Annotated in this window: 15 protein-coding genes; 2 read left to right on the top strand and 13 right to left on the bottom strand. The window is 72.8% G+C overall.

The annotated features are described in order from the left end of the window. Positions 1-356: 356 nt before the first annotated feature. The 10 genes from O4U47_RS24775 to O4U47_RS24730 all read right to left on the bottom strand — a co-directional run bounded on the left by O4U47_RS24775 (position 357) and on the right by O4U47_RS24730 (position 9,632). Positions 357-683, bottom strand: a complete 327-nt coding sequence (locus O4U47_RS24775) for a DUF2469 domain-containing protein (protein ID WP_017626253.1) — start codon at positions 681-683, stop codon at positions 357-359. Positions 684-825: 142 nt separating this feature from the next. Continuing rightward, positions 826-1,833, bottom strand: coding sequence for a signal peptidase I (gene lepB / locus O4U47_RS24770; RefSeq protein WP_408639024.1), 1,008 nt, complete (start codon positions 1,831-1,833; stop codon positions 826-828). 169 nt (positions 1,834-2,002) lie between these two features. Continuing rightward, positions 2,003-2,362: a 50S ribosomal protein L19 gene (gene rplS / locus O4U47_RS24765; RefSeq protein WP_270680371.1), complete on the bottom strand. Its 360-nt coding sequence runs from the start codon at positions 2,360-2,362 to the stop codon at positions 2,003-2,005. A 164-nt stretch (positions 2,363-2,526) separates the two neighbouring features. Next, positions 2,527-3,327, bottom strand: a complete 801-nt coding sequence (gene trmD / locus O4U47_RS24760; RefSeq protein WP_270680370.1) for a tRNA (guanosine(37)-N1)-methyltransferase TrmD — start codon at positions 3,325-3,327, stop codon at positions 2,527-2,529. Positions 3,328-3,333: 6 nt separating this feature from the next. Then, on the bottom strand, positions 3,334-3,861 hold the full coding sequence (rimM, locus tag O4U47_RS24755; RefSeq protein WP_270680369.1) for a ribosome maturation factor RimM: 528 nt from the start codon (positions 3,859-3,861) through the stop codon (positions 3,334-3,336). Positions 3,862-3,964: 103 nt separating this feature from the next. Further along, complete coding sequence (locus O4U47_RS24750) at positions 3,965-4,207, bottom strand: RNA-binding protein (RefSeq protein WP_270680368.1); 243 nt, start codon at positions 4,205-4,207, stop codon at positions 3,965-3,967. A 1-nt stretch (position 4,208) separates the two neighbouring features. After that, positions 4,209-4,661 (bottom strand): 30S ribosomal protein S16, encoded by a 453-nt coding sequence (gene rpsP / locus O4U47_RS24745; protein WP_270680367.1) that lies wholly within the window; start codon positions 4,659-4,661, stop codon positions 4,209-4,211. Positions 4,662-4,884: 223 nt separating this feature from the next. Then, positions 4,885-6,477 (bottom strand): signal recognition particle protein, encoded by a 1,593-nt coding sequence (ffh, locus tag O4U47_RS24740; RefSeq protein ID WP_270680366.1) that lies wholly within the window; start codon positions 6,475-6,477, stop codon positions 4,885-4,887. Positions 6,478-6,580: 103 nt separating this feature from the next. Continuing rightward, positions 6,581-7,852, bottom strand: coding sequence for a hypothetical protein (locus O4U47_RS24735; RefSeq protein WP_270680365.1), 1,272 nt, complete (start codon positions 7,850-7,852; stop codon positions 6,581-6,583). 454 nt (positions 7,853-8,306) lie between these two features. After that, positions 8,307-9,632 carry an ammonium transporter gene (locus O4U47_RS24730; RefSeq protein WP_270680364.1) on the bottom strand — a complete coding sequence of 442 codons (1,326 nt, stop codon included), beginning with the start codon at positions 9,630-9,632 and terminating at the stop codon, positions 8,307-8,309. A gap of 407 nt (positions 9,633-10,039) precedes the next feature. On the opposite strand from O4U47_RS24730, the gene O4U47_RS24725 reads away from it, so the two are divergent. Both O4U47_RS24725 and O4U47_RS24720 read left to right on the top strand, forming a co-directional pair. Continuing rightward, positions 10,040-10,987, top strand: coding sequence for an ABC transporter ATP-binding protein (locus tag O4U47_RS24725; RefSeq protein ID WP_270680363.1), 948 nt, complete (start codon positions 10,040-10,042; stop codon positions 10,985-10,987). Positions 10,988-10,990: 3 nt separating this feature from the next. After that, on the top strand, positions 10,991-11,782 hold the full coding sequence (locus tag O4U47_RS24720) for an ABC transporter permease subunit (protein WP_270680362.1): 792 nt from the start codon (positions 10,991-10,993) through the stop codon (positions 11,780-11,782). Positions 11,783-11,873: 91 nt separating this feature from the next. On the opposite strand, the gene ftsY is transcribed toward O4U47_RS24720, so the two are convergent. The 3 genes from ftsY to O4U47_RS24705 form a co-directional block, all read right to left on the bottom strand. Further along, entirely contained in the window at positions 11,874-13,058 is a 1,185-nt protein-coding gene (gene ftsY, locus O4U47_RS24715; RefSeq protein WP_270680361.1) for a signal recognition particle-docking protein FtsY, read from the bottom strand. Between the two features lie 210 nt (positions 13,059-13,268). Continuing rightward, a complete protein-coding gene (locus O4U47_RS24710; protein WP_270680360.1) occupies positions 13,269-14,300 on the bottom strand; it encodes a FecCD family ABC transporter permease in 1,032 nt (343 codons plus the stop codon). A gap of 4 nt (positions 14,301-14,304) precedes the next feature. After that, the gene (locus O4U47_RS24705; RefSeq protein ID WP_270680359.1) at positions 14,305-15,249 is read right to left on the bottom strand and encodes an ABC transporter substrate-binding protein; all 945 of its coding nucleotides are present in this window, start codon (positions 15,247-15,249) and stop codon (positions 14,305-14,307) included. Positions 15,250-16,354 lie beyond the last annotated feature (1,105 nt).

The following is a 16,354-nucleotide window of genomic DNA, read 5'->3' as shown; positions in this document are numbered from 1 at the left end:
AGCCCTCACCTCCGACCCCGATGGTGAGGGGCGGCGGGGCGCCGCGGCGGACGGATCGGCGGCCTGTGGACAAGCAGCGCGAGGGCCCGCACCGGCCTCTCCGCGTACGCGGGTAGGCAGCAACGGCGACGGGATCGGGGACTTGGAAGGGGTTCCGTCTCCGCACGTACGGAGCACCGGGCGGGTCTCCCCTGGAGAGCCTACGGCCGGGCGCGCGCCGACACCGGCTGCCCCGCGCTCCTGAAGCTTCCGGACCGGCGGCCGTCGCACCAGGGCCGCTGGAGGCCGTCAGAGCACAACAGAGGGCGGGGCCGTACGGCCCCGCCCTCCGTGGGCGTCTGTCCCGAGGGGTCCTGCTACTCCTGGCCGGGGCGGCCTGAGGGGACCTCAAGGTCGGACTTGGTGATCTCCTCGACGTTCACGTCCTTGAACGTCACCACGCGCACGTTGCGGACGAACCGCGCCGGGCGGTACATGTCCCACACCCAGGCGTCCTCCATCGTGACCTCGAAGTACATCTCACCGTTCTCGGTGCTGCGCGGCTGCAGGTCGACGTGGTTCGTCAGGTAGAACCGCCGCTCGGTCTCGACAACGTAGGAGAACAGGCCGACGACGTCGCGGTACTCCCGATAGAGCTGCAGCTCCATCTCGGCCTCGTACTTCTCCAGGTCCTCAGAACTCATCTCGCGCTCGCTTTCGTCGTGCACCCCAGGTCCGCCGGCCCGGCCCCCTTCGCCCCGTTCGGCGCCTCTTGGTCCTGCCATGCTCGAAAGCGGATGTCTTCCGCTACAGATCCATCATGCGCCATATGTCAACCGCGCGCTGTCATTCGCCGGAATCCCCGGCGTGTGACTTCCCAGACCTCGGACGCCGCCGCCACAGGCCCCGGCCCGCCCGCTGCACCGGGACCGCTGCCGCCGCCCCCAGCAGCAGCGGCGCCGCCGCCGGGACCGCCGCGGCCGCCACCGGCTCCGACGCCCGGTCGCCGTCCGGGGCGCCCGCGGCCTCGCCGCCCCCGCCCCCTTCGTTCAGGGAGTCGAACGTCTCCGGGATCGGCAGCGTGCGCATCCGGTCCACCGGCCACATCAGGACGAACGCCCGGCCGATGACCTCGTCCTCGGCGATCGTGCCCTCCCCCGGGTCGTTCTGGTGCAGCCGGGAGTCGTAGGAGATCTGCCGGTGGTCGCCCATCAGCCAGAGCCGCCCCTCGGGGACCTCGACCGGCCCGAACTCGGTGTGCGTGTCCTGGCTGCCCGGGTACAGGTACGGCTCGTCCAGCGGCTCGCCGTTGACCATCACGCGCCCCTCGGCGTCGCAGCACTCGACCGTGTCGCCGCCGACCCCGATCACGCGCTTGATGTAGTCCTTGCCGGTGGGCTGCACGCCCAGCTGCTGGCCCACCCAGGTGAACAGCCGGTTCACCGCGTTCCCGGACTCGGGGGCCTCCACCCCCGGCTCGTCCCAGGTCCCGGTGCCGTTGAACACCACGATGTCGCCGCGCTCGATGTCGCGCACCTGGTAGACGAGCTTGTTGACCAGCACCCGGTCGTTGATCTGGAGCGTGTCCTCCATGGACCCGGAGGGGATGTAGAACGGCTGCACCACCCAGGTCTTGATGACGAAGGCCAGGACCAGCGCGATGACGATCAGGAGGGGAAGCTCCTTCCAGAAGGAGCCCTTCTTCTCGCCCGTCTCCTCTTTCTTGGCGCCCATCGCGTCCTCCGCACTCCCCCTGGGCCGTCCGGCGTCCGGTCCGGCACCCTCCGCGCCCCCGGCGCCCCCCGCCTCCTCGGCGGCCGACCCGGGGCCGGCGGGCGCACCGGGGCCGGACACACGTCTGGCTCCCCCGCGGTCGTCCGCAGGGGAGCCAGTGGTGTGCGTGCCGGATTCCTCGTTGCTCATCGGGAACGAAGCCTATCCGAGCGGCGCGTCGCGCGCCGATAAAAGTGCGCGCCCGAAAGCGCGCGGCCGCGGCCGGCGTGCGCCGGTGCGGCCAGGAGGCCTACTTGGCGGCGGGCTCGCGGCGCTCCGGGATGCGGGCGGCCTTGCCCCGCAGGTCCCGCAGGTAGTACAGCTTGGCGCGGCGGACCCGGCCGCGGGCGGCGACCTCGATCTTCTCGATGGCCGGGGTGTGCACCGGGAAGGTGCGCTCCACGCCGACCCCGTAGCTGACCTTGCGGACCGTGAAGGTCTCGCGGTTGCCGGCGCCCTGCCGTCGGATCACCGCACCCTTGAAGACCTGGATACGGGACCGGTTCCCCTCGGTCACGCGCACGTGGACGTTGAGCGTGTCGCCCGGGCGGAAGTCGGGGATGTCGGAGCGCAGCTGGGCCTTCTCGAGCTCCTGGATAGCGGTGTGCATCTCAGCGATTCCTCATCGGTTGCGCGCCGCGGCGACGGCCATTGCGGTTCGCGCGGGCGGATTCTGCTGCCGGTGTCGATGTGTGCCCGTGTGGGCGGAGGCGATTCCGCCGCCTAGGCGTCCGACAGCATGCGGACGAACGTCTACGGCAGGGGCAACTCGTCTTAGTCTGCCATAGATCCGGGCCCGGCCTGTAACCGGGCCTCGGCGAGGACTTCCTGGTCGCGGTGGTCGAAACGGGAGGGGTCGCCCTCCCCGAGCAGCTCCGGCCGCATCCTCGCCGTCTTGCGGAGGGCCTGGTCGCGGCGCCAGCGGTCGACCGCGCCGTGGTTGCCGGACAACAGCACGGGCGGCACCTCGCGCCCCCGCCACACCGCGGGTTTGGTGTAGACGGGACCCTCCAACAGGTGCTCCATCTCTCCCGGGGCGAAGGAGTCCTGGTCGACCGAGTCGCGGTTGCCGAGCACGCCCGGCAGCAGCCGCGACACCGTCTCGACCATGACCAGCGTGGCCGACTCCCCGCCCGCCAGGACGTAGTCGCCGATGCTCAGCTCCTCGACGGGCATGCGCCCGGCCGCCTCCTCCAGGACGCGGCCGTCGATGCCCTCGTAGCGCCCGCACGCGAAGACCAGCCACGGCTCGGCGGCCAGCCGGTCGGCGCGGGCCTGGGTGAACGGCGCCCCGCTGGGAGTGGGCACGATCAGCCGGGGGACGCCCCCCTCCCGGCCGTCCTGGCCGGCGGCGGCGACCGCGTCCAGTGCCTCGCCCCACGGCTCGGGCTTCATGACCATCCCCGGCCCGCCCCCGTAGGGCGTGTCGTCGACGGTGTTGTGCCGGTCGTGGGTCCAGGACCGCAGGTCGTGCAGGCGGACGTCGAGGATCCCCGCCTCCCGCGCCTTGCCGATGAGCGACAGCTCCAGCGGGGCGAAGTAGTCGGGGAAGATGGTGACGATGTCGATGCGCATCGGCGGTCAGTCGCCCCCCTCGGCGGCGCCCGGGTCGAGCAGCCCGGGCGGGGGGTCCAGGGTGACCGTGCCCGCGGCGGTGTCCACCTCGGGCACGAGCGCGCGGACGAAGGGGACCAGCGCCTCCCCGCCCCCGCCGGTGTCGATCACCAGCAGGTCCTGGGCGTGGTGCAGCACGTCGGCGACCACCCCGACCTCGCCGCCGCCGACGGTGTGGGCCCGCAGCCCGATCAGCTCGTGGTCGCGGAACTCGTCGGGGTCCTCCAGAGGCCCCAGGTCCGCCGAATCCACCTGCAGCACGGTGCCGCGCAGCCCCTCGGCGGCGGTGCGGTCGGCCACCCCCTCGAAGCGCACGAGCAGGCGCCCCGCGTGGGTGCGGGACGAGGCCACCACGAGCGGCCCCGCCGACTCGGGGTCGGTGAGCAGGCGCGAGCCGGGCGCGAAGCGCGCCCGCGGCTCGTCCGTGCGCACGTCGACGGCCACGTCGCCACGGATCCCGTGGGCGCGGCCGATCCGGCCGACAACCAGACGCATCGCGGTCTTCCTCGTTCCCTTCCCGGCCGGGCCCGGATCCCGGCCCCCGGACACGACACCGGGGGCGCCGACCCGTCGCGGATCGGCGCCCCCGGCGCACGGTTCAGCGCACCTCGTGCAGGTCCAGCAGGTCCACGCGGACGTACTTGCCGCCGGCCAGCGAACCGACCACGGTCCGCAGGGCCTTGGCGGTCCGGCCGTTGCGACCGATGACCTTGCCGAGGTCGTCGGGATGCACCCGAACTTCGAGCACCTTGCCCTTGCGGAGCCTCTTGGCTCTCACCTGGACATCGTCGGCGTTCACCACGATGCCCTTGACCAGGTGCTCAAGCGCCTCTTCCAGCACGTCAGGCCTCGCCCTCGGGCTTGCTCGTCTCGCCGGTCGCCTCGTCGGCCTTCTCGGCCTTCTTCTTGGCCTTGCCCTTGCCGCCCTTGTCCTCGTTGTCCGGGAGCACGAGCTCCTTCAGGACGGCCTGGAAGGCGGCCTCCTCGGCGTCCTTGTCGCGCGGCTCGGCGACCTGGATCGGCTTCTGGGGCTTGGGCAGGCCCTTGAACTCCTGCCAGTCACCGGTCTTCTTCAGAAGCGCCTTGACCGGGTCGGTCGGCTGGGCCCCCTTGGACAGCCAGTACTGCGCCCGCTCCGAGTTCACCTCGATGAAGCTGGGGTGCTCCTTCGGGTGGTACTTGCCGATCTCCTCGATGGCCTGGCCGTCGCGCTTGGCGCGGGCGTCGGCGACGATGATGCGGTACTGGGGCGTACGGATCTTCCCCAGACGCTTGAGCTTGATCTTGACTGCCACGGAGTGGTTCTCCTGAATTGCGTAAGCGAGTGTCCGTTCGGGCGCCGCCGCGTGGGGTTGCGGGGGCCGATCGGACCGGACGTGGGCGCCGGGCAAGTAGAGGGCCGACCCGGGCACCGTGAGTCGCACGTTCGATTATGCCAGAGCGTGAGCACCCCCGTGTGCGTCCGCGCGGCCCGGCGGGTCGTGCGGACGCACACGGGGGCTCCGGCGCCGTGCGCTCCTATTTCTTCTTGCCGAAGTCGAAGTCGGACAGGTCCGGCATCTTCCCGCCGCCGAGCGCGGGGGGGAGCTGCCCGCCGCCGAGGCCGGGCGGCAGGTCGGGCATCTGCTGCTCCGCGGGGCCCTCCTCGCGGCGGCGCTGCCGCTCGGCGGCCTTCTCGGCCTCCTGCTGGCGCGCCTTCATCGGGTTGCCGCTGCGCTGCTTGCCCTTCTTCGCCTTCTTGGCCTGGGCCTTGGCCTTCTTCTTGTTGCCGCCGCCCATGCCGGGCATCCCCGGCATCCCGGGCATGTTGCCGTTCTTCATCTGGCGCATCATCTTCTGCGCCTCGAAGAACCGGGTGACCAGGCCGCTGACCTCGCCCACCTCGGTGCCCGAGCCGTTTGCGATGCGCAGCCTGCGGGAGCCGTTGATGATCTTGGGGTTGTCCCGCTCGGCCGGGGTCATCGACCGGATGATCGCGGTGATCCGGTCCAGGTCCTTGTCGTCGACGCCGGCCAACTGGTCCTTCATCTGGCCCATGCCCGGCATCATGCCGAGCAGGTTGCCGATGGGGCCCAGCTTGCGGACCATCCCCATCTGCTCGAGGAAGTCGTCGAGGGTGAAGTCGTCGTCGGAGGCCAACGTCTTGGCCATCTTGCTGACTTCTTCTTCCTCGAAGGTGCGCTGCGCCTTCTCGATCAGGGTGAGCACGTCGCCCATGTCGAGGATGCGCGAGGCCATCCGCTCGGGGTGGAAGAGGTCGAAGTCCTCGAGCTTCTCACCGGTGGAGGCGAACATGATCGGCCGGCCGGTGATGTGCCGGATCGACAGCGCGGCACCGCCGCGGGCGTCGCCGTCGAGCTTGGTCAGCGCCACCGCGTCGTAGCCCACGCCGTCCAGGAACGCCTGGGCGGTGGCCACCGCGTCCTGGCCGATCATCGCGTCGACGACGAACAGGACCTCGTCCGGCTTCACCGCGTCGCGGATGTCGGCGGCCTGGCGCATCATCTCCTCGTCGACGCCCAGGCGGCCGGCGGTGTCGATGATGACCACGTTGTGGTTGTTGCGCTCGGCCTCCTCCAGGGAGCGGCGCGCGACCTCGACCGGGTCGCCCACGCCGTTGCCGGGCTCGGGAGCGAACACCGGGACCCTGGCGCGCTCGCCGACCACCTGCAGCTGGGTGACGGCGTTGGGCCGCTGCAGGTCGGCGGCGACGAGCAGCGGCGTGTTGCGCTGCCCGGCCAGCCACTGGCCGAGCTTGCCCGCCAGCGTGGTCTTTCCGGCGCCCTGCAGGCCGGCGAGCATGATGACGGTCGGGGGGGTCTTGGCGAACCGGATCTCCCGGGTCTCGCCGCCGAGGATCTCGATGAGCTCCTCGTTGACGATCTTGATGACCTGCTGTGCCGGGTTCAGCGCCCGGGAGACCTCCTCGCCCCGCGCGCGCTCCTTGACCTTCGCGATGAAGTCGCGGACCACCGGGAGGGCGACGTCCGCCTCCAGAAGTGCGAGACGGATCTCGCGCGCGGTCGCGTTGATGTCCTCCTCGGACAGCCGGCCCTTGCTGCGCAGCGAGCTGAAGACCGATGTCAGCCGGTCGGAAAGCGTCTCGAACACGAGTCTGGACCCGTCCTTCTCCTCGGGATTGGTCTCCTAGGTTACCCGCCCCCACAAGGCGGGGCGGGTCCCGCCGGACCCGCCCCGCCCCGCGCGCAGCGGGCTAGTTGCCGCCGTCCTCGGCCGGCGACTCCTCCTCGGCGGAGGCGTCCTCGCCGCCGGCCCCCGAGAGCGCCTTCTTCTGCTCCTCCAGCGCGTCGGCGACCTTCCCGGCGGACTTCTTGCTCAGGCCCTGGGTGGAGAGCACGCTCGTGGCGTTGATCTCGTAGTCCTTGGGCTCGGTGCTGGGCTCCAGCGCGTAGTCCACGGAGCAGGACATGTCCACCGTGCTCCCGGCCGCCAGCACCTCGGTGCTGTCGCACTTCTTCTCGCCCAGCTCATCGTTCTTGAAGGTCGCGTCCATGTTGACGATGACCTTGCCCTCGCCGCCGCCGTCGGAGACGTCCTCGGCGGTTCCGGACACGGTGCATGCGCCGCCGGTCTGGCACTTCAGGTCGATCTGGCCCTGCCAGTTCAGCTCGATGCGGGCATCGCGCGAGGAGGTCAGCTCGTCCTTGGCCGCGGCGATCGCGGTGTCGTAGACGCCCTCGACGTCGGCGGTCTCGGGCTCGCTGAGGTTGAACTGCACGCGCGCGCCGGAGCCGCCCGCGTCCTCGGCCGAGGCGTCGTCCGAGGGGCTCTCCTCTCCCCCGGAGCCCTCAGAGCCGCCCTCCCCGCCCGAGAGGTCCTCGATCTCCATGCGCAGGAGGGTGTAGGGCTCCTCCTCGCTGATCCAGACCCGGTTCTTCTCCCCGCCGCCCAGGTCCACACGGTAGGCGGGGGTGCCGTCGAGGTCCTCCAGCCGGGCCTCCTCGGAGGCGGCGCCCATCCCCTCCAGGGTGGCGGCCAGCTCGGCCGGGGCCAGCTGGGCGCCCGGGTCGAGGCCGAGCTGCTCCTTGGCGACCCGGACCCACGACCCGGCGTACTGGTCGGAGTCGGGGTTGGCGATGTTCTGGTCGAGCCAGAACTCGTCGGGCGCCTTGAGGAAGACGCGCCCCTCGGCCTCCAGGACCTCGGCCTCGTTCTCGCCCTCCTGATAGGTCCCCTGCACGGTCCCCGCGGAGGTGACGGTCAGCGCGGCGTCGTTGACGCCCTCGCCCTCGCCGCCCGCGGCGACCTTGCCCTGCACGGCGATCGCGTCGGCGGCCTCCAGCCGCTTCAGCGCCCCCTCCAGGACCGGAGCCGCCTCGACCGGCGCGGCCTCCTCCTGCGTCTGCTCACCACCACCGGGACGCAGGTCGCTCAGATCCAGGCTGCACCCGGTCGCGGCGAGCGCGACCGCGGCCGCCGCCGCGGCGTAGCCGAGCGGCCGCCCCGACCGCAGTCTGCTGGACATCACCGGCGCCATCTTGCCTCCAGGCCCATTGCGCTCGGCCCGGTCGCACGACTCGTGCCGGCGGGCGCACGCAGAGATTTCGGGCTGTCGTTCAGTCGGTCACGGGAGCGCGCGGGAGCCCTTGTCCGGCTCCGGGCGCATACCGGAGGGCCGCTCCTGAGGTCTCGGCGCCGGCCGTCCGCCGGCGGCCGGTCGTCCGGCCCGTCCGTGGGTGCAAGGGTACCCAACCGCGCCATCACTCCTTGCAAACCGCGGCCAAGGATTCGCCCAGAGTCGCCCGCCCACGCCGGCCGGGCGCCCCCCCCCCCCGGCGGGCGGGGGGGGGGGGCGCCCGGCCCCGGACACGCCGCTGGGCCGGCGATGGGGCGTGCCCCGTCGTCGGCCCAGCCTTCACGCGCCTCCCGGCACGGTGCCGCCGTCCGCCCCCTCGGCACTGAGGGGGCGGGTACAGCGGCTACCGGGAGGCGACCTCCTCGCCCGGAGGCGTCGGCGAGGAGAGATCCGTCGCCTCTGCGCCCTCCAGCTCGTCGTCGAGCTCGTCGAAGGCGTAGGCGGTCTCGGAGTGCAGCTCGTGGTCGAGCCCGTTGGTCTCCACGTGCACCGGGATGCGGAAGCCCATGACCAGGTCGATGAGCTTGGCGATCACCCAGGTGAGGACGAAGGAGTAGAGGGCGACGCCGATCACGGCCACCGCCTGCACCGCCAGCAGGCCGAACGAGCCGCCGTAGAGCAGCCCGTCGGCACCGTTGGCGGTCGCCGAGGCCAGCAGGCCGATGGCCAGGGAGCCGATGATGCCGCCGACCATGTGGATGCCGACCACGTCGAGCGCGTCGTCGTACTTGAACTTGAACTTCCAGCTGATGGCGTAGGCGCAGATGCCGCCGGAGAGCACGCCCACGCCGATCGCGCCGACCGGGGTGACGTCGGCGGCCGCGGGGGTGATGGCGACCAGCCCGGCGATGGCGCCGGAGGCGAAGCCCAGCGCGGTGATCTTGCCGTAGCGGATCCGCTCCACCAGCATCCAGGCACCGGTCGCGGCGGCGGTGGCCACCTGGGTGTTCACCAGGGCCAGGGCGGCGGTGGCGTCGGCGGCGTAGGCCGAGCCGGCGTTGAACCCGAACCAGCCGAACCACAGCAGGGCGGCGCCGAGCAGGACGAACGGCAGGTTGTGCGGCTTCATGGACTCCGACCCGAAGCCCTTGCGGCGGCCCAGCACCATGGTGAGGGCGAGCGCGGCGGCGCCGGCGTTGATGTGCACGGCGGTCCCGCCGGCGAAGTCGATCACCTCGGCGCCGCCGATGGTGATGTCGCCGACCCAGCCGCCGCCCCACACCCAGTGCGCGACGGGGAAGTAGACCAGCAGCGACCAGACCGGGACGAACAGCAGCCAGGCGCCGAACTTGGCGCGGTCGGCGATGGCGCCGCTGATCAGGGCGACGGTGATGACGGCGAACATCATCTGGAACCCGGCGTCCACCAGGAGCGGGTAGCCGCCCTCCGGGTCGACCTCGCCGATCATGCTGGACAGCCCGGCGTCGCTGAGCCCGCCGATGAAGGGCGCGAGCGGGCCCGAGCCCTCCCCGTAGGCGAGCGTGTGGCCGACCAGCACCCACAGCACGCTGACGATCGCGATGCTGGTGAAGCTCATCAGCATCATGTTCAGCACGCTCTTGGCGCGGGACATGCCTCCGTAGAAGAAGGCCAGTCCCGGCGTCATGAGCATGACCAGGGCGGCGCTCACCAGCAGCCAGGCCGTCGTGCCCGTGTCGAGCCCTTCCATGGTCGCCTCCAAGCAGGGGACGGGGGATGTGTGCGTACTCCTCGGTGATGCGAGCACGTCGTCGGGCCCGGCGCGTTCACCTCGACCGATACCTTCGGCCCGGGGTGTTTCCCGGTGGATGTGCGTATGTTGCGGGCGCGTAAAGCATCTGGTCGGACGGTTACATCCGCGTGTCGCGGCCGGGCGGGGGCCTGTGAAGGGCGCGCGCGGCCGTTAAGGCGCCGTCAACGGATATGGCGCGCATTCGGGCCGCGCGGCTACCGTGCAGGGGAGAGAGAATGTTCAGTATCTTCTGAACATCGAACCTCTCCTGGAACGCCCGCCCCGGCCGCCCACGGACGACCATGAGCGACGCCGATGGAGGACACCGACGGAGGCCGCGGTGTGGGCCCGGAAAGCGAGCCGAGATGACCGCAGGCGGCGGGACCGGCGGGGGCTCCCCCGCCATCCAGACCACAGGGCTGGCCAAGAGCTACGGGCGCCACCGCGCGCTGGGCGGGGTGGACCTGCGCGTGCGCGAGGGCGAGGTGTTCGGGTTCCTCGGCCCCAACGGTGCGGGGAAGACGACCACGATCCGGGTGCTGTTGGACCTCATCCGGCGCGACGCCGGGGAGGTGTCGGTCCTGGGGCGCGATCCGCGCACCGACGGGGTCGCGCTGCGGCGCGAGATCGGCTACCTGCCCGGGGAGCTGGCCATGGGCAGTCGGCGTCCGGCGCGGGACCTGCTCGCGTTCTACGCGCGGCTGCGCGGCGGCGTGCCCCGCGCGCGCATCGACGAGCTGGCCGCGCGGCTCGACCTGGACCTCAAGCGGCCGGTCCGGGGGCTGTCCAAAGGGAACAAGCAGAAGGTGGGGCTGGTGCAGGCGTTCATGCACCGGCCGCGCCTGCTCATCCTGGACGAACCCACCAGCGGCCTCGACCCCCTGCTCCAGCAGGAGTTCCTGGCCATGGTCCGCGAGGCCCGCGACGCGGGCACCACCGTCTTCATGTCGTCGCACGTGCTGAGCGAGGTGCACGACGCCGCCGACCGGGCGGCGATCATCCGGGACGGACGGATCGTGGCGACCGAGGACATGGACGCCCTGCGCGCGCGGGCGGTACACGAGTTCTCGATCCGGTTCGCCCAGCCGCTGGGCCCCGACGACGCGGCCGAGTTCGCCGCACTGGACAACGTCCGCGACGTGCGGACCGACGGCGACCAGCTCACCTGCAGGGTCGACGGGAGCCCGGACGCGCTGGTCAAGCTCGCCGCCCGCCGGACGGTGCTGCTGCTCTCGGCGGTCGAACCGGACCTGGAGGAGCTGTTCTTCACCCACTACAACAACGGGGCGCACGCCTCCGGCGGGGAGGGCTGAACGATGGCGGCCGACGTCTTCCGCCGCTTCCTGGGCGACCACCGGCGCGGGCTCATCGGCTGGTCCGCGGCCGTGGCGGCGGTCACGGCCATGTACAGCTCCTTCTGGCCCACCATGGCCGACACCACGGACCTCATGCAGGAGTACGTGGACGCCATGCCGGGCCTGGCCGAGGCCATGGGCTGGTCGGACATGACCACCCCGGAGGGCTATATCGACGGGACGGTGCTGCTGCTGGTTCCGATCCTGATGATGGTGGCGGCCGTGGGCATCGGCGCGCGCGCCGTCGCGGGCGACGAGGAGGAGGGCGCGCTCGAACTCGTCATGGCCCACCCGGTGGGCCGCACCTCGCTGCTCCTGCAGCGGTTCGCCGCGACGGCCGTGTACACCGGGGTGCTCGGCGCGGTGATGTTCCTCGTCCTGCTGGGGCTCTCCCCCGTGCTCGACCTCGACATCGGCGCGGGGCACCTGGCGGCGGCGTGCCTGGCGACCGCTCTGAACGCGCTCTGCTACGGGACCGCGGCGTTCGCCATCGGGGCGGCGGCGGGGCGGCGCTCCCTCGCCATCGCCGGCGGGGCGGCGCTCGCCGTCATCGGCTACCTGGGCAACACGTTCGCGCTGACGGTCGAGGACCTGGAGTGGCTGCGGTTCGGGTCCGCGTTCTACTACGCGCTCGACCCCGATCCGCTGGTGAACGGGGTGGACCCCGGGTACACGGCGGTGCTGGCCGCCGCGCCCGCTGTGCTCGTCGCGCTGGCCGCCGTGGTCTTCGGCCGCCGCGACGTCCTGGTGTGAGCGCCGCCGCCCGACCCGCCGAGAAGGCGAAAGGGGCCGCCCCGCCCGGAGATCCGGGCGGAGCGGCCCCGCGTCCGAGCGCCGACGCGCCCTAGGCCTCCGCCTCCAGGAGGGCGTCGACGAACTCCTCCGGGTCGAACGGCGCCAGGTCGTCGGGCCCCTCGCCCAGGCCCACCAGCTTGACCGGGACGCCCAGCTCGCGCTGGACCTGGATGATGATGCCGCCCTTGGCGGTGCCGTCCAGCTTGGTCAGGACGATCCCGGACACGGCCACCGCCTCGGCGAACACCCGCGCCTGGCGCAGGCCGTTCTGCCCGGTGGTGGCGTCCAGCACCAGCAGCACGTCGTCCACCTGGGACTTCTTCTCCACCACGCGCTTGACCTTGCCGAGCTCGTCCATCAGCCCGGTCTTGGTGTGCAGGCGGCCCGCGGTGTCGACGATGACCGAGTCGGCGCCCTCGTCCACGCCGCGGGCGACGGCGTCGAAGGCGACGCTGGCCGGGTCGGCGCCCTCGTCCTTGCGGACCACCGGCGCGCCGACCCGCGACCCCCAGGTCTCCAGCTGGTCGGCGGCGGCGGCGCGGAAGGTGTCGGCCGCGCCCAGCACCACCGACTTGCCGTCGCCCACCAGGACGCGGGCGAGCTTGCCGGTGGTGGTGGTCTTGCCGGTCCCGTTCACGCCCACGACCATGACGACGCCGGGCCGCCCCTGGTGCGGGCCGGTGTGCACGGTGCGGTCCATGTCCGGGCCGATCTGGGCGAGCAGCTCCTCGCGCAGCATCGCCCGCACCTCGTCGGGGCTGCGGGTGCCCAGCACCTTGACCTTGGTGCGCAGGCCCTCCACGATCTGCGAGGCCGACGTCACCCCGACGTCGGCGGTGATGAGGGTGTCCTCGATCTCCTCCCAGGCGTCGTCGTCGAGGGTGTCCGAGGACAGGATGTTCAGCAGGCCCTGGCCCAGGGCCGTCTGCGAGCGCGCCAGGCGGGCGCGCAGCCGCACCAGGCGGCCGGCCGACGGCGGCGGGGTCTCGATTTCCGGCGCCGCCGGGGGCGCCTGGCCCTCCTCGGGCGGGGCCTGCGGCCCGGCCTCGGCGGTGGCGGCGCCCGAGCGCTCGCCCTCCTCCTCGGGCGCGGGGGCGGTCGCGGCGGTGCCGGACCCCTCGGAGGGCGGGGCCTCCTTGCCCGCACCGGGGCGGCGCGGCCGGATGAGCACGACGCCGCCGAACACGAGGAGGGCGACGACGAATACGGCAACGGCGAAGATCGTGTAGTCCATCAGTCTCCTAGCGAGGTCCCCCGACCCGCGGGCGAGAGGCGGCCCGTGCCTGCGATGGCCGCCTCCCCGGCGCCGGCCGCACGGTGGTGGTCGTGATCGGCGGGGGCGCCGTCCAGTCTTCCAGACGCGGGGGCGCGATCCGATCACGCCCGCGCCCCGTTCCGGTCGCGCCCGGCGCCAGGGGCCCCGGCGGGCGGGCGCCGCCGGGGGTCACATGCTGCGGTCCCGGGTGGCGCGCAGGATCATCACGAAGAACGGCGCGCCGAGGAAGGCGGTCACCACGCCCAGCGGCAGCTCGGCGGGGGCGATCACGGTGCGCGCGACCACGTCGACCAGGACCAGGAACGCGGCGCCGCACAGCAGTGACATGGGCAGCACCAGCCGGTACCCGGTGCCGACGAGGCGGCGCACCATGTGCGGCACCACGATGCCGACGAACCCGATCAGGCCGCTGACCGACACGGCGGCCGCGGTCGCCAGGGAGGCGGCGGCGATGACGGCGAGCCGCACGGCGGCGGTGTTCAGGCCCAGGCTCACCGCCTTCTCCTCGCCGAGCGCGAGCAGGTCCAGCAGCGGGGCGCAGGCCAGCATGCAGGCCACGGACAGCACGGCGTAGGGCAGCACGGTGGCGACCTCGTCCCAGCCGCTGCGGATCAGGCCGCCCAGCACCCAGGAGAAGATCCGTTGGAGCTCCTCGGTCCGCAGCTGCTGGACCAGGGTCTGGGCCGCGGACAGGAACGAGGAGACCGCCACCCCGGCCAGGACCAGGGAGGCGGTGCCGCCCCGCCCGGCCGAGTGGCCCAGGGCGTAGGCGGCGGCCACACCGAGCAGGGCGCCGATGAACGCGGCCGCCGGGACCATGGTGCGGGGCGCGTCGAACCACTGCGCGCCGTAGGCGATGACGACGGTGGCGCCGAGCCCGGCGCCGCCGGCCGCCCCCAGCAGGTAGGGGTCGGCCAGCGGGTTGCGGAAGACCCCCTGGTAGGAGGCGCCCGCCGCGGCGAGCAGGGCGCCCACGAGGGCGCCCAGCACCACCCGCGGAAGCCGGAGCTGGACGAGCACGGCGAGCTGGCGGTCGTTGAGCGGGGACTCCACGCCGGGCAGCGCCCGCGCCGCGAGGGCGTGGACGATCTGCCCGGGGGTGATGGAGGCCGCGCCCGCGGCGACGCCGACCAGCACCACGGCGGCCAGCGCCGCCGCGGCGCCGACCAGCCAGGGCCAGGCCGTGCGACCGCGTCCCACCCGCTCAGTCCTCCTGGGCGGTGATCACCGCGTCGGAGACGCTCTGCACGAGGTCGACCACGCGCGGCCCCCAGCGGGAGGAGACGTCCTCGTCGAGCTGGACGATGTCGCCGTTGTCCACGGCGGTGACGGTGTCGAAGGCGGGGCGGTCCTCCAGGTCGGCGGCCGCGTCCTCGCCGGGGTAGGCGAGGAAGACCAGGTCGGGGTTCTCCTCGACGACGAACTCGGGGGACAGCTGCGGGTAGCCGCCCGCCTCGGCGGCGCCGTCGGCCCGGTCGGCGATGTTGTCCAGGCCCAGCTCGGAGTAGACCTGGCCGATGAAGGTGTCGGAGGTGGCCGAGTACATCGCGTCGTCCACCTCGTGGTAGACGCTGAGCCCGGTGTCGCCGACGGCCTCGCGGGTGTCGGCCACGATGCCCTCGATCTCGCCCTGGACGCGCTCGGCCTCGGCGTCGCCCTCCTCGGCGTGGCCGGTGGCCTCGCCGAGCAGCCGGAGCTGGTCGTAGGTGTCCTGGAAGCCGGTGGCGGCCTCCAGCACCAGGACGTCGATGCCGACCTTCTCCAGCTGGTCGGCGGAGTCCTCGGCGTCGCGGGCGAGGACGACCAGGTCGGGGTCCTCCTCGGTGACGGCCTCGACGTTGGGCGTGAAGCCGGACAGGTCGGTGGTGGGGGCCTCCTCGGGGAAATCCGAGTACTCGTCGGCGGCGACGACCTGGTCGCCCGCGCCCACGGCGAAGAGCATCTCGGTGGCCGTCGGGGAGAGCGAGACGATGCGCTCGGGTTCGGCGTCGAGGGTGACGTCACCGCGCGCGTCGGCGACGGTGACGGGGAAGGCGCCCCCGGGGGAGGCGTCGGAGGGGCCGGAGCCGTCGGACTCCGGGCCGCCGCAGGCGGCGAGGGCGAGCGCGGCGGGCAGGACGGCCGCCGCGGTGAAGCGTGCGATGCGCACGGGTCTCCTTCTTCGGGCAGGGGAAGCACCGAGCCCGCCGAGGCGGACTGCCCTTCCCACGAGGACAGTTGACGCCGGCACCGCACGAGGCGACCTGGCTCGTCCCGCCGGAGGGCGGGCGTCACAGTTGCGGGGCAGCGCCGGATCGGGGGCGGCCGCGGCCGCCCACCCGGACTTCGCTCGCACGGTGCCGCTGACCGGCCGCACCCGTCGACGACGGGCGACCAGGTCAACGTGTCCACTTTAGACGCTCCTGTCCGACCCTCGGATGTCCGGTCCGTGTCCGACCCTCAGAGCGGCACCCGATGCGCCCGCCGAAAGGCGGGAGGCGCCCTGCTCATGGGCCCTGCCCGGACGCCCGGCCACCACAGCGCAAGGCAGATCGCAACGACGACGGAGGTGGGCGGCCCGACCTGCGAATCGGTCGACCACCCGGCGTGTGCGTGGTCACCGTACCGGGCGGCGACGGCGAGAGCTGGTCCCCCACTCCGGGCCCCAGCCGGGCGGCGGGTCGGCGGGGTGCAAGGGAAATGGCGGCGACGGCCAGAGCTCGGCGGTTCCCTTGGCCTGCTTGCCGGGCGTCGGGCTCCTCGCGGTCCAGGTCGGCGGCTCGGCAGGTACCCCGCTCCCGGGCCCCGGCCGGGTGCCGGACCCCGGGGATGCCAGGTGAAGGGCGGCGACGACGAAGGTCGGCGACCCTACCTGCCGGTCGGTCGGCCGCCCGGTGAGTGCGTGGTCCCTGTGGTGGGCGGCGACGGCGTAAGCGGGGCGGTTCCCCAGGCCTGCCTACCGGGCGGCAGGCCGCTCGCGGTCCGGGCGGGCGGCGGCTCGGCAGGTACCCCGCTAACGGGCCCCGGCCGGGCGGCGGGCCGCCCGTGTTGATCTCGGGGAAGGCCGACCGGAACCCGCCTTCCGGACGCCACGCGCGGCCCGGGCCCATCCCGCGCGGCAGATCCGCCACCCGATCACGCGAGAAGCGTCTCTTTCGCGACGCGGGATCGCCGCCCCCTCCCCGCTGCGCCCAGTATGCCCGGTATGCACCACCCGGCCGGCCCCCTCCGTGATGATCTCGGGGAACCCGTTCTTATGATGTCCGTTTCAACCC

Source organism: Nocardiopsis suaedae (assembly GCF_027706745.1).
Lineage (GTDB): Bacteria > Actinomycetota > Actinomycetes > Streptosporangiales > Streptosporangiaceae > Nocardiopsis_A > Nocardiopsis_A suaedae.
Note: the sequence above shows the minus strand (reverse complement) of the source record. Positions and strands in the feature narration are given on the sequence as shown.

Excerpts from the sequence above, each read along its gene's own strand:
- O4U47_RS24775 (WP_017626253.1), bottom strand. The coding sequence starts at position 683 with ATGAGTTCTGAGGACCTGGAGAAGTACGAGGCCGAGATGGAGCTGCAG.
- ftsY (WP_270680361.1), bottom strand. The coding sequence starts at position 13,058 with ATGGACTACACGATCTTCGCCGTTGCCGTATTCGTCGTCGCCCTCCTC.
- O4U47_RS24720 (WP_270680362.1), top strand. The coding sequence starts at position 10,991 with ATGGCGGCCGACGTCTTCCGCCGCTTCCTGGGCGACCACCGGCGCGGG.
- O4U47_RS24735 (WP_270680365.1), bottom strand. The coding sequence starts at position 7,852 with ATGTCCAGCAGACTGCGGTCGGGGCGGCCGCTCGGCTACGCCGCGGCG.
- rimM (WP_270680369.1), bottom strand. The coding sequence starts at position 3,861 with ATGCGTCTGGTTGTCGGCCGGATCGGCCGCGCCCACGGGATCCGTGGC.
- rplS (WP_270680371.1), bottom strand. The coding sequence starts at position 2,362 with ATGCACACCGCTATCCAGGAGCTCGAGAAGGCCCAGCTGCGCTCCGAC.
- O4U47_RS24725 (WP_270680363.1), top strand. The coding sequence starts at position 10,040 with ATGACCGCAGGCGGCGGGACCGGCGGGGGCTCCCCCGCCATCCAGACC.
- trmD (WP_270680370.1), bottom strand. The coding sequence starts at position 3,327 with ATGCGCATCGACATCGTCACCATCTTCCCCGACTACTTCGCCCCGCTG.
- O4U47_RS24730 (WP_270680364.1), bottom strand. The coding sequence starts at position 9,632 with ATGGAAGGGCTCGACACGGGCACGACGGCCTGGCTGCTGGTGAGCGCC.